Origin of the sequence: Enterococcus cecorum (genome assembly GCF_052119425.1) — a bacterium.
Classification (GTDB): Bacteria; Bacillota; Bacilli; order Lactobacillales; family Enterococcaceae; genus Enterococcus_E; species Enterococcus_E cecorum_C.
Genome location: NZ_JBQKFH010000018.1, coordinates 1 through 12,448, shown reverse-complemented (window position 1 = coordinate 12,448; position 12,448 = coordinate 1). Strand labels below are relative to the sequence as shown.

Annotated in this window: 12 protein-coding genes; 1 reads left to right on the top strand and 11 read right to left on the bottom strand. The window is 38.0% G+C overall.

What is annotated here, in order from left to right:
• Positions 1–183: 183 nt before the first annotated feature.
• Positions 184–492 (bottom strand): hypothetical protein, encoded by a 309-nt coding sequence (locus ACTQZM_RS06050; protein ID WP_287852920.1) that lies wholly within the window; start codon positions 490–492, stop codon positions 184–186.
• 147 nt (positions 493–639) lie between these two features.
• Here ACTQZM_RS06050 and ACTQZM_RS06045 point away from each other — a divergent pair, with 147 nt between their 5' ends.
• Positions 640–1,422 (top strand): ABC transporter ATP-binding protein, encoded by a 783-nt coding sequence (locus ACTQZM_RS06045; RefSeq protein WP_441653204.1) that lies wholly within the window; start codon positions 640–642, stop codon positions 1,420–1,422.
• A 516-nt stretch (positions 1,423–1,938) separates the two neighbouring features.
• On the opposite strand, the gene ACTQZM_RS06040 is transcribed toward ACTQZM_RS06045, so the two are convergent.
• From ACTQZM_RS06040 to tnpA, 10 genes are all read right to left on the bottom strand, one after another.
• Positions 1,939–2,313, bottom strand: coding sequence for a type II toxin-antitoxin system PemK/MazF family toxin (locus tag ACTQZM_RS06040; RefSeq protein WP_441653203.1), 375 nt, complete (start codon positions 2,311–2,313; stop codon positions 1,939–1,941).
• Positions 2,314–2,316: 3 nt separating this feature from the next.
• Positions 2,317–3,444 (bottom strand): alanine racemase, encoded by a 1,128-nt coding sequence (gene alr, locus ACTQZM_RS06035; protein ID WP_248625646.1) that lies wholly within the window; start codon positions 3,442–3,444, stop codon positions 2,317–2,319.
• A gap of 2 nt (positions 3,445–3,446) precedes the next feature.
• On the bottom strand, positions 3,447–3,809 hold the full coding sequence (gene acpS, locus ACTQZM_RS06030) for a holo-ACP synthase (RefSeq protein ID WP_441653202.1): 363 nt from the start codon (positions 3,807–3,809) through the stop codon (positions 3,447–3,449).
• 216 nt (positions 3,810–4,025) lie between these two features.
• Positions 4,026–5,531, bottom strand: coding sequence for a degradosome RNA helicase CshA (cshA, locus tag ACTQZM_RS06025; RefSeq protein ID WP_441653201.1), 1,506 nt, complete (start codon positions 5,529–5,531; stop codon positions 4,026–4,028).
• A 315-nt stretch (positions 5,532–5,846) separates the two neighbouring features.
• On the bottom strand, positions 5,847–6,794 hold the full coding sequence (locus ACTQZM_RS06020; RefSeq protein WP_248629322.1) for an L-lactate dehydrogenase: 948 nt from the start codon (positions 6,792–6,794) through the stop codon (positions 5,847–5,849).
• Positions 6,795–6,917: 123 nt separating this feature from the next.
• Positions 6,918–7,676 carry an SDR family oxidoreductase gene (locus ACTQZM_RS06015; RefSeq protein ID WP_441653200.1) on the bottom strand — a complete coding sequence of 253 codons (759 nt, stop codon included), beginning with the start codon at positions 7,674–7,676 and terminating at the stop codon, positions 6,918–6,920.
• 119 nt (positions 7,677–7,795) lie between these two features.
• Complete coding sequence (locus ACTQZM_RS06010) at positions 7,796–9,139, bottom strand: UDP-N-acetylmuramoyl-tripeptide--D-alanyl-D-alanine ligase (protein ID WP_441653199.1); 1,344 nt, start codon at positions 9,137–9,139, stop codon at positions 7,796–7,798.
• 104 nt (positions 9,140–9,243) lie between these two features.
• Positions 9,244–10,320, bottom strand: coding sequence for a D-alanine--D-alanine ligase (locus tag ACTQZM_RS06005; RefSeq protein WP_113785251.1), 1,077 nt, complete (start codon positions 10,318–10,320; stop codon positions 9,244–9,246).
• A gap of 494 nt (positions 10,321–10,814) precedes the next feature.
• Complete coding sequence (gene tnpB / locus ACTQZM_RS06000) at positions 10,815–11,957, bottom strand: IS200/IS605 family element RNA-guided endonuclease TnpB (RefSeq protein ID WP_441653198.1); 1,143 nt, start codon at positions 11,955–11,957, stop codon at positions 10,815–10,817.
• A gap of 16 nt (positions 11,958–11,973) precedes the next feature.
• Complete coding sequence (tnpA, locus tag ACTQZM_RS05995) at positions 11,974–12,354, bottom strand: IS200/IS605 family transposase (RefSeq protein ID WP_441653197.1); 381 nt, start codon at positions 12,352–12,354, stop codon at positions 11,974–11,976.
• Between the last annotated feature and the right edge of the window lie 94 nt (positions 12,355–12,448).

Below are 12,448 nucleotides of genomic sequence, written 5' to 3'. Positions count from 1 at the left end.
TCTCTCTCAAAAAGAGTAAGGCAATTCCAGTTTCTAATATTGCACCAATTAATGGCAAATAGAAATATAGTGCTAACTGGTGGAACAAAGAACGCCGAATCATCGCCTCATTAGTCCCTAATCTTCGTAGCAAGCGAAAATTCTGTTGATAGGACCAAAAATCTAATAAACTTCTGCCAAACTTTAAGCAATGGCTATAAATTCTTCCATCAATTGCACAAAAGCTTGATTAATCTGTTCTTCATCATTTTCACGTTTTAGATTCAAAATCGGAGTAACTTCATAATCAATTAAGCTCTGCGCCACTGGTCGACCATCAATTTCTTCAATCATAATCCGTGGATGATAATTCTTTTCCCCACATGGACCAATGATAATTTTACTCAACTCATACTGATTAAAAGACTTACTCACCAAGCGATAGGTAATCCCTTGATGCACTTTTTCGCCTAAACGCCATTTACTCAATAAGGTTTGCCACAATTCCAACATACAACCACCCTTTCGTTATCTTTATTATAGCGAATTTTAAATCGTTTTCAATCTATATTCATAAGTTTTACTACCGTTGCAATTTCTTTTTGTTGCGCTATAATTTAAAAATATAAAAGGAAGAAAAATAGAAAGGTGTGTGGTCACATGATTTTATCTTTTGAAGATGTTTCTTTAATTCGAAATCAACTGACTTTACTCCAAGATATCAATTGGCAAATCAAAAAAGGCGAGCATTGGGGGATTTTAGGACTAAATGGTGCCGGAAAATCACTACTCTTGCAATTAATTACTGGAAATCTTTGGCCGACAACTGGTAAATTAACCGTGCTTGGTCAAACATTCGGTCATACCTCTATTCCTGAATTAAATAAGAGAATTGGGTGGATTGCCAATCACATGCAAACACGCATTCCTCAATATGAAAGTGCTGAAAAAATTGTCTTATCTGGAAAATTTGCAAGCTTTGGCATCTATCAAGAATATAAGAAAAGCGAATTGGAACAGGCAAAAGAAATTTTAGTTCAATTGCATGCCCAACATTTAATCGGCAAACCATTTCAAGTACTTTCTCAAGGTGAAAAGCAAATTGTTTTAATCGCCCGTGCCTTAATCAGTAAACCTGAACTTTTGATTTTAGACGAACCGTGCAATGGCTTGGATTTATTTGCGAAAGAACAATTTTTAGGTTTTATCAATCAATTAATGGAAACACCAGAGGCACCTACTTTGCTTTTTGTTACCCATCATATTGATGAATTACCTGATAGTTTAAATCAATTATTGATGCTCAAACAAGGTCGAATTTTTGCCCAAGGTCCACTCGATTTATTGATGCAACCCGATAACTTACAAAACTTTTACGAGCAAGCGATTCAAATTATTCCCATTCAGGAAAATCGTGTAGCTATTTATCCAAAATTTGATTAATCAAAAAAGCATCCGTATCGCGCTATCCACAACGTGATACAGATGCTCTTTACATATTCTTTATTATGGATGTGGATCAAGTTCGCCTCACATCCTTTATTTAATCTGTGTTCGGCGGGTAGCTCCTGTGCATCTAAGCCAGCTCGTCTGGGAAAGTCTTTTCTTTTCGGACTTTCCCGACGTTCTGGACAAACTTATCCGCTCATGGCTGATCGAGCCGATTTACGACCTTTATTTAATCTGTGTTCGGCGGGTAGCTCCTGTGCATCTAAGCCGGCCTGTCTTGGAAAATCTTAAAACATAATGGATTTTCCCGACATTCCGGACAATCTTAGCTGCTTGGAGCTGTTCGACCCGCCTCACATCCTTTATTCTATACGGCGTAAATCGACTAGCCACTTTGCGTATAAGCCAGCTCGTCTAGGAAAGTCTTTTCTTTTCGGACTTTCCCGACGTTCTGGACAAACTTATCCGCTCATGGCTGATCGAGCCGATTTACGACCTTCCACTAGCCTGTTATTGTTTTTCTTTGGTTTTGCATGCGTGGCAAGGGATGAGTCCTAAGCTGATTTTTAGGGCATAATCGACTTGCTGCATTTGTTCGACATCTAAGGAACCAATTTTTTCTTTCAGGCGACATTTATCTATGGTGCGAATTTGCTCTGTTAAGACAACTGAATCGCGGTCTAGGTTATCCGCATGAGAAGTGATTTCTACATGTGTCGGTAATTTGCATTTCGAAGTTTTCGCGGTAATAGCTGCCACAATTACCGTTGGACTATGAAAATTACCCGTATCATTTTGCAAAATCACGACTGGGCGCACCCCACCTTGTTCAGAGCCCGTAACAGGGGATAAATCCGCAAAAAATAAGTCTCCTCTGCGAATCATGGTCTACCTCTTTTCTTCTATATAGACTCTTGGAATACGCGGCGATAAAAGACACGCCACTTCATAATGAATCGTATCCACGTAATCTGCCATATCTTGTAAAGTTCGTTCTTGTTGGCCATCGCGTCCGACAATCGTTACTTTACTGCCAAGCGCGACTTGTTCTGGTAAACGAATCATCATCTGATCCATACATACTCTGCCAACAATTTCGCATAATTGGCCATTTACTAGTACCTGATAACCCTGGTATTTTCGAATAAAGCCATCCGCATAACCAATTGGCACTGTTCCAATCCATTCGTCTTGCTGAGCCTCATAAGTTTTCCCGTAGCCAATTCCTGTTCCTTTTTTAACAAACTTGACTTGGGTTAACGCTGAAGTCAAAGATAAAGCTGGACGTAAAGTGATTGGTGATTCAAGCGCTTTACCTGATGGATTTAAACCATACATTGAAATACCTAAGCGTACGATGTTTCCTAAAGTCTCGTGCCAAAGTGTCGTGGCGCTATTTTCCACATGGACATATTTAGGCTGTTGAGATAATGAACCGAGTAAGGCTTTAAACATTGAAATCTGCTGTTTAAAATAACTATCATCCTCTTGGTCAGCTGTTGAAAAATGAGTGAAAATTCCTTCAAAAAGTAAATCTGAATGAGCGGATATTTTTGCTTCTGCTTGATGTAATTCTTCTTTGGTGCGAATACCGATCCGACTCATCCCACTATCGATTGCCAAGTGTAATAATAATGGTTTCGATAATGATAAAGTTTGTACCTTAGCAATTAATCCATCTAAATAATCCAAATCCACTACTGGAATACTGATTTCATATTCACTTGCTAATTTCAGCCCTTCATAATCAATCGGACCTAAAACAATAATCGGTTCTAAAAATCCATTTGTACGTAATTCTAGGGCTTCATCTAAGGTAGCTACACAAAAGCCCACAGCACCAGCCTCGATTGCCGCCTTTGCAACTGGAAGTACGCCATGTCCATAGGCATCAGCTTTCACTACGGCAAAAATCGACTGACCCAAAGCTAATTTTTGCTTATGTAATTCAATATTTTCTTTAATCGCAGACAAATCGACAGTAATTCTCGTCGGGCGATAATAAGAAGCCTGCATTGTTATTCCTTCTTTCCTGATTGTAAGAGAATTTGCGCAAAGGCTGTATCGCGGGTATGGGTAATACTCACTAATACTTCTCCATCAAAAGGCGATTTGGTCACGATAGGCGCACCTTTATCGTCGCGTAAGATTTCGATATCTTGAAAGCCTACTGCACCAATACCAGTGTGCCAAGCTTTGGAGAAGGCTTCTTTACACGCAAAACGACCACCTAAAAATTCCACCTGGCGTTTCAACGATAAACCTTCAAAAATCGCTAATTCATTGGAAGTCAATACCCGTTGGATGAAACTGGATTTCTTTTCAATTATTTCTTGGATACGATCTAACTCCACCGCATCGATGCCAATCCCTTGAATCATATTTCTCTCACTTTCTTCAAAACTACACCCATTCTACCAAAATTTTCTTAAAAAAACAAAAAACATTCTGAAAATTTAAGAGTAATTTATGAACTAAATCCCTATAACTCCCACTACTTCTCAATAAAACATCAAAATATTACCTAAAAATGAGAAAAACCAACCCAGCTAACCTTTTTATACCAGGTAAACTGAATTGGTTAAATGTCTTATTGATTAATGGTTACTACGGATAACAAAGCCACGTTTCTTTTCACCTTTATTGTTTTTGCGATTTTCACGGCGTTTGTCTTTACCATAGTCTTTTTTATTGCGACCATATTTGCCATCGCGGTTGTAGTCACGACGATTACGTGAATTGCCCCCACGACGATTATTTTTATTAAAGCCTTTTTTGCTAGGTGGTAATGGACGTTCTGGGGTAATCTTAACTGGAACCATATCGGCTGGGTCTTTGGCAATTGTTTTGACTAATAATGCTGCTAAATCTTGTGCAGAATATTCTTCTAACAATTCTTCAGCCGCTTGCATGTAACGTTCCAAGCCATTTTCATCCATTTTCGCTTCAATTTCTTCCATCGCTTGGCCTAATTGACCTTTGAAGGCTTCTTTTTCGGTTGGTGGACGTAATGGTGTCATGCGTTTTTTGGTTAAGTTTTCGATGACGTGTAAGTAACTCATTTCGTTTGGCGTGACAAAAGTGACAGACACACCCATCTTACCGGCACGACCTGTACGACCAATCCGGTGAACATAGCTTTCAGGATCTTGTGGAATATCATAGTTATAAACGTGGGTCACACCAGAAATATCTAAACCACGAGCGGCCACGTCTGTTGCGACTAGGATATCTAAATCACCATTTTTAAAGCTACGTAAGACACTCATTCGTTTTTGCTGAGATAAATCTCCGTGAATTCCCTCTGCTTTATAGCCGCGTGCTTCTAAACCTTTCGCTAATTCATCCACACGGCGTTTCGTACGACCAAAGACAATCGTTAATTCAGGTGTTTGCACATCTAATAAACGGGTCATGATATCAAATTTTTCATATTCTTTTGCACGTACAAAGAATTGCTCGATTAAATCAGCGGTCATTTCTTTCGTTTTAATCCGTACATGTTCTGGATTTTGCATGAATTGCACACCGATATTTTTGATTTCTGGTGGCATCGTTGCTGAGAATAATAGCGTTTGACGTTGTTCAGGTACTTTAGAGATAATGGCTTCGATATCTTCTAAAAATCCCATGTTTAACATTTCATCTGCTTCATCCAAGACCAGCGTTTGCACAGTTGAAAGTTTTAATGTGTGACGGTTGATATGATCTAGCATTCGACCAGGTGTCCCAACAACGATATGGGGACGATTCTTTAATTGACGGATTTGGCGGTTAATATCCGCACCACCATAGACAGCTTGCACACGAATCTTTTTATCACGACCTAAGCGATATAATTCCTCTTGGGTTTGAATCGCTAATTCACGAGTGGGCGCGATGACCAAGCCTTGCAATTGCGCATTGTTTGGATCAATCTTTTCTAACATCGGCAAACCAAAGGCAGCGGTTTTCCCGGTACCTGTTTGGGCTTGTCCAATAACATCGCGACCTTCTAAAGCTAAAGGAATAGTCGCTTCTTGAATTGGGGTTGCCTCTTCAAATCCGCTACGTTCGATTGAAGATAATAATGCTTCTGATAAATTAAGTTCTGTAAATTTCAAATAAATCCTCCTAAATTGAGTAAACACTCGCTTAAATAGACGTTCATTTAGCATCCCGCTAGTCTATTTAAATTTTAGGCGATAAAACGATTGACAAATACTGCCAAATCATGGGTCTATACGTAAAGAAAAGGGCTAGGATAAAGATCTTAGCCCAATTATCTATCTATTAGAAAGTTCTACTTCCTACAATAAATTCTTTGCCAATTGTTTCATTGCACTTTTCCACCAAGTAGCATACCACACTTTGAAACTTTCAGCAAGTTTTCAAGTTTTTTCATCTAATTTCTCAGTAGATTCTCATTTCAATTCTGATTAATCCTTCACCGTAGCCAAAACTTCACGCAATTGTGCGACTGATTTAGCAAATTGAATTTTTTCTTTTGGATCTAGGCGGAGTTCGATAATTTCACGCACACCTTCTTGATTCACCACTGCAGGCACCCCGGTAAAGATATCTTCTTCACCAAATTCACCGTTTAAATAAGCCGAAACCGGTAAAATCGTATTTTCATTATTCAAAATGGCCTTCACAATCCTTGCAGTACTCATACCGATTCCGTAATAAGTCGCTTTTTTACGGTCAATGATTTCATAAGCAGCATTCTTCACTTTTTCCGCAATGCCTTCTAAATCATCAACATTCAAATGTTCATTATTCACAATGTATTCTAAAATTGGTTTGGCACCCACTGTGGTATGCGACCAAACAGCCACTTCACTATCACCGTGTTCACCAATGATATAGCCATGCACACTTCTTGGATCAAGGTGTAAACGTAAAGCCAATTCTTTTCTAAAACGAGTAGTATCTAGTGTCGTACCAGTACCGATGACGCGATTTTTAGGAAGTCCTGAAGTTTGCCAAGCGATATACGTCAAAACATCTACAGGATTAGAAGCAATCACTAAAGAACCATCGAAACCACTCGCCATAATTTCAGTTACAATAGATTTCATGATTTTGGCGTTAATATCGACTAATTCTAAACGTGTTTGTCCTGGTTTTTGATTCGCACCAGCCGTAATTACAACAATATCTGCATCCTTACAATCGCTATAATCTCCAGACCAAACATTGACATTTTGACTACCCCATGCAACGCCATCTAGAAGGTCAAGTGCTTCTCCTTCTGCTTTTTCCTTATTGACATCAATTAACACTAATTCATTGGTGATGCCTTGATTAATCATAGAATAAGCAATACTTGTACCGACAAAACCTGTACCTACTACTACGACCCGACGACTTGTTTTTTTCATGATTCATTCCTTCTTTTCTATATATTATTTCTCTCAATTTTTCTTACAAGTCTATTTTATCACAAAGTTTCATTTATACATTTTTCTTCCCTTATAGCAACTATTCAAAAAAATAATGAAAGCTTATTCATGATACGTCCAGCCAAATTCTTCATGATAAATCATTTGTTTGCTCATGCCGCCATCGACAATCATTTCTTGTCCAGTAATGAAACCGGCTTTTTGTGTATCGAGTAAAAACTCCGCCATCGCCACGATATCGGCTGGTACACCTACTCGTCTCACTAATTGTTGCGCATGGTCTTCACGTGAGAGCACGACTGCTTCTTTTGGAACTTGCCAATCTCTGGTCTCAATCCAACCAGGACTAATCGCATTCACGCGGACCTTTCCTGCTAAGCTATTGGCTAGAGCATGCACCATTGATAAAATCGCGCCCTTGGAAGTCACATAGGTTTCATTATCTGGCATGCTTTGATGATTTCGCGTAGAGGATAAAAAGATTGCTGCACCATCTTGTGTAAAATGATTTTGAAAAGCCGCCATCAAAGCATAACCCGCGACTACATTCACCTTCAAAACCTCCAGTAAATCATTCGCACTCGCACCCGAAAGCAGTCCCTTACGATCGATTGCAGCATCATGAATAAAGGCATCGATTTTTTCCGACTGAGTTAAGACAAAATCCACAAACTGGGTCAAATCCTCTTCATTAGCTAAATCTCCAGTAAACAAATGCACATTTTCTTCCACATTCTGCCGTAAATCAGCTAAAGCCTTTTCATCAATATCCATGACAAAAACTTGCCAATTCTTTGCAAAGTGTTGAACCAAGGCACGGCCAATCCCACGCGCACCACCTGTAATTACGATTGATTTCACGCACATCACCTCTCATTTTCTTTTTCTTTAATTATAACACAGCTGCCTATTTTTGATGATTTTCACGCATTGAAAGCATAAAAAAGCGCTCTAAGCATTATAGCTAGAGCGTTTCTTGATTATTCAGTTAGAAGAGCGACTAATTCAGATAGCTGCATGCCGTTGCTTCCTTTCAGAATGACACTATCTGTTGGTTTTATTTCTTGTTTCACTTGTTCTAAAAAGGCTTGTCGTTGTGCTGGAATAAAGTAAGCATGAGGCACATTCAATTCAGTTAGACGATTGGCTAGTGCTTGCATTTGTTCGCCATAAAGATAGACAAAATCGTAATGGCCAACAATTGCATCAGCCATACTTGCATGCATCGCTAAACTATCCGGACCTAATTCCAACATATCAGCTAATACCGCAATTCGGCGACCTGGTAAAGTCAGTCGACCAAAGCTTTCAAGCACGAGATGCATAGCTGTTGGATTGGCGTTATAAACATCGCTTAAGAGTTTTGCCCCATTTTTTGCTTGTAACCACTGTGTGCGATTTTTGGTCAATTCCACTTGAGCCAAACCATTTTTGATTTGTTCGCGGGAAAGTCCTAAATAACGACCCACACCATAAGCAATTAAAGCATTTTTGACATTATACCCGCCTAAAACTGGAATGACAAAAGTTTCTTCATCGACTACAAAAGAAGTACTTTCACTAGTTTCATTAGTAATAGCTGCTTGTAAATCGCCTTGTGCCAAGCCAAATGTTTGTACTTCTTGACTAAGAGGCGCAATCAAGTCTGCGAGTAAAGGTTCATCTGCTGGCACAAAAAGCACGCCATCTTTCGCTAGGCCGTCCACAATTTCCATTTTCGCTTTAGCAATATTTTTCCGTGAACCTAAATTTTCTAAATGCGCTTCTCCAATTAAAGTGATAGCCGCCACATCTGGTTGCCCTAGTTGACTTAGAAAATGAATTTCACCTGCATGATCCATTCCCATTTCTAAGATTAACACTTCTGTATCATCTGGCATATGAAGCATCGTATAAGGTACACCTAAATCATTATTGTAGTTGCCTTGGGTTTTATAGGTACGATATTTTTGCGCTAACACACTAGCTGTCATATCTTTGGTGGTCGTTTTCCCATTTGAACCGGTAATTGCCACCGTTTTTGGAGCAATTTTTTGTTTATAGTACTGGGCAAGTGTCTGAAAAGCTTTCGTGACATCGGCAACGGGTAAAACCACTATATCACTCGGCACCTCTACTCTATCTTTTTGCCAGAAAGTGACAATCGCACCATTTTCCTTTGCTGCATGGACAAAATCATGACCATCGCGCGTTCCAGGAAGTGGTACAAACAAGCCATCTTTTTCAATTTTACGGCTATCAAACTCCACGCTAGAAATTTCTCGCTCATCTACTATGCCAGAAATCCCCAAGACTTGTGCTATTTCTTTAATTGTTAATTTCATTTTTCTTTGTCTCCAATCTGTTAAGGTTACTAAATAGTCACCTGCTAACTTTCAATGAAAAACACCTCTGCAAGATGGCTGCAAAGGTGTTTGGGATATTGATTTTACAATTTATCGCCATCGGGAGCTTCTGTAATTAAGGTTTGACGTTGGTTAAAGCGGTTCAAGCCTAATTGAATCAACTCTTCAATTAAATCGCCATAAGGTAAGCCCATTTTTTCCCAAAGGCTTGGATACATACTAAATTGTGTAAATCCAGGCATTGTGTTTAATTCATTTAAGAATAATTCGTTCTTATTGGTTAAGAAGAAATCACAACGACTTAATCCTGAGCCACCAAGCATCGTATAAGCTTTTTTGGCATATTCTTGTGCTTTTTGTTGCACTTCATCAGGTACTTGTGCTGGAATTTGCATCACAATTTTATTGTCGATATATTTTGAATTATAATCGTAAAAAGCGACATCTTTAACAATTTCACCCGCCATAGTCGTACGAACATCTTCATTACCTAAAACAGCAACTTCGATTTCACGGGCTTCAATTCCTTGCTCGATAATCACGCGTGTATCATATAAGAATGCTTCATTTAAAGCTGCTTCTAATTCATCACGGTTTTCAGCCTTAGAAATTCCCACGCTTGAACCCATATTCGCCGGTTTGACAAACATTGGGTATAATAAGGAACCTTCGCAATGTTCAAAGATTAATTGTGGATTTTGTTTCCATTGCATGGCTAACACTGGAACATACGGCACTTGTGGAATGCCTCCTGCTTGTAAGACATATTTGGTCATGATTTTATCCATGCCACACGCACTGGCAAGAACTCCTGTACCGACATAAGGCATTTTCAAAGTTTCTAAAAATCCTTGAATCGTCCCATCTTCGCCATTTGGTCCATGTAAAAGTGGGAAAACAATTGTCCCTTCTTCTTTAATCGCACCTGGGTTGATAATTTGACCCGTTTTACCTTCACCTTCCCAAGTTAAGTGCAAGACTTCTTGGCTTTCAGGTTTTTGTGTTAATAACGGTCCTTTTACCCATTGACCATTTTTGGTAATATACACTAATTGAACTTGATAATAATCATAGTAAATTGCGTTTAAGACGGAAAATGCTGATAAAATCGAAACCTCATGTTCAGCACTTTGTCCACCATATAGTAATGTGATCTTCACAAAAATTTCCTCCTATTAATCTGGTGTCTTGCTAAAAACGCCTTGTCTTTGGTATTTTATCACAATTTTAAGTCCTTAACAAACAAAAATCAATAAACATCTTCAAAACCGCTTATTCGAATGTGATCATGTCCTATGTAGATAGCAGTACAAAATGTCCCAAAATGAGGTTCAAGTGCGCCAAGGTATAAATATTTTCCCTAATAATGAATCACCAATCTAAGGCAAAAACAAGCAAATAAAAAAGCTTAGTCAGAAAATACCAACTAAGCGAGAAAAAATTTCAAAAACGATTACATCCGTTCACCGTATACAATAAAATAAACGCATAAGGTTAGTGAACTACTCACCACTTAGCTAAACCTAACGGTTCTTAACGCTTGAAGTGGGAGCTTCTTGGGAATAGAGCATACTTGATAGCTTATTTCTTCACTAACAGCGGTTTCTCTTATTTACCAAGCTATCCCCGTAGTTCCTACGGTTTTTGATTGTACCTAAGCCAATGTTTGTATTCTTAGACCTTCGGTCAAAATATTGATACTAGCATTGATATCACGGTCATGATGAGTATGACAAATAGGGCAAGTCCATTCTCGAATATCGAGCGATTTCTTGCCATCTTTATGTCCGCACTCTGAACAAATCTGACTAGACGGAAACCACTGATTCACTTTAATGATTTCACGTCCATACCAGTCAGCTTTGTATTGCAACTTAGCCACAAAGCTAGACCAAGATACATCAGAAATACTTCTTGCTAATTTATGATTTCGCAACATACCTTTTACGTTTAAGTCTTCAATACAGATAATATCGTGATTTTTGATAATTTCTGTACTTAACTTATTCAGAAAATCAGTACGTTGATTCATTACTTTTTCATGCAATCTAGCTACTTTGCGTTTTTGTTTTTGATAATTTTTAGCTTCAGATAAAGGAATACCTTTTTTCTTAGCTAATAAGGCACGTCTAGATAACTTGCGTTGTTCACGTTTTAATTTCTTTTCCATTTTGGACGTGAATTTATTATTATCAATTTTTTGTCCATCTGAAAGAATCGCAAAATCTGTAATACCTAAGTCAATACCAATGGCAGAATTGGTTCTAGGTAACTCGCTAATTTCTTCTTTACATAACAAAGAAATATAGTATTTACCGCTAGAATGCCGTGATATTGTAGCAGATTTAATCATCCCTTTTGGTTGTCTATGAAGCTTAATTCTTACTAATGATTTCAATTTAGGAACTTTTATGAATTTACTATCAATCAAAGCAACTGTACCATTTTGATTATTCGTTGTATAACTCTGAACAGGATTTTTCTTACTTTTGAAACGTGGAAAGCCAACAGATTTATCCCGAAAAAAATTCTTGTATGCTTTATCTAAATGAAGTTGGGCATTGGCCAAAGCGAGGCTATCGACTTCTTTCAGAAATGGAAATTCTTTCTTATATTTAGCCGGTGTTGGAAAAGTCATTTTTTTAGAAGAATCATTTTTAACTTCTTCATATGCTTTTTTTCGATCATTAAGCATTAGATTGTAGACCTTACGAACGCAACCAAAAGTTTTGGCAAAGAAGATTTCTTGTTCCTCTGTTGGATAGATTCTGAATTTATATGCTTTTAGTTGTTCCATAAGATTCACCTACTATCTATATATACTTCTTAATCACATCAATTGGTGCTCCACCAGTCGTCAACAGACAAAAACTTTTAGACCAGAACTGCTCTTCCCAAAGAAATTGTTTGACTCTTGGGAAGTCACGTTTTATCAATCTTGAGCTGGCACTTTTATAAGCGCTTACAAATTTTGTTAATTCTGTTTTAGGATGAGCTTTGAACATAATATGAATGTGATCTTTGTCATGATTCCACTCAACTAAAGTAATATGATACGATTCTGAAATTCTTTCAAAAGTAGCTTTGGCATAATCAGATATTTCATCATCAATCACTTGTCTGCGATATTTAGTTACTAAAATAAGATGGTAATAAAGAAGGAAGACTGAATGGTTATTTGTACCGACCCCCAAAAGTTAGACCATAAAATCTAACAATTGGAGGTCGGTATTTTTATGTCCAAATATTCTTTTGAGTTTAAAAAGCAAGTTGTAAATGCTTATCTTA

Bases quoted from the DNA above. Each gene is read 5' to 3' on its own strand.
- ACTQZM_RS06050 (WP_287852920.1), bottom strand. From the start codon at position 492: ATGTTGGAATTGTGGCAAACCTTATTGAGTAAATGGCGTTTAGGCGAA.
- ACTQZM_RS06045 (WP_441653204.1), top strand. From the start codon at position 640: ATGATTTTATCTTTTGAAGATGTTTCTTTAATTCGAAATCAACTGACT.
- ACTQZM_RS06040 (WP_441653203.1), bottom strand. From the start codon at position 2,313: ATGATTCGCAGAGGAGACTTATTTTTTGCGGATTTATCCCCTGTTACG.
- alr (WP_248625646.1), bottom strand. From the start codon at position 3,444: ATGCAGGCTTCTTATTATCGCCCGACGAGAATTACTGTCGATTTGTCT.
- acpS (WP_441653202.1), bottom strand. From the start codon at position 3,809: ATGATTCAAGGGATTGGCATCGATGCGGTGGAGTTAGATCGTATCCAA.
- ACTQZM_RS06020 (WP_248629322.1), bottom strand. From the start codon at position 6,794: ATGAAAAAAACAAGTCGTCGGGTCGTAGTAGTAGGTACAGGTTTTGTC.
- ACTQZM_RS06010 (WP_441653199.1), bottom strand. From the start codon at position 9,139: ATGAAATTAACAATTAAAGAAATAGCACAAGTCTTGGGGATTTCTGGC.
- tnpB (WP_441653198.1), bottom strand. From the start codon at position 11,957: ATGGAACAACTAAAAGCATATAAATTCAGAATCTATCCAACAGAGGAA.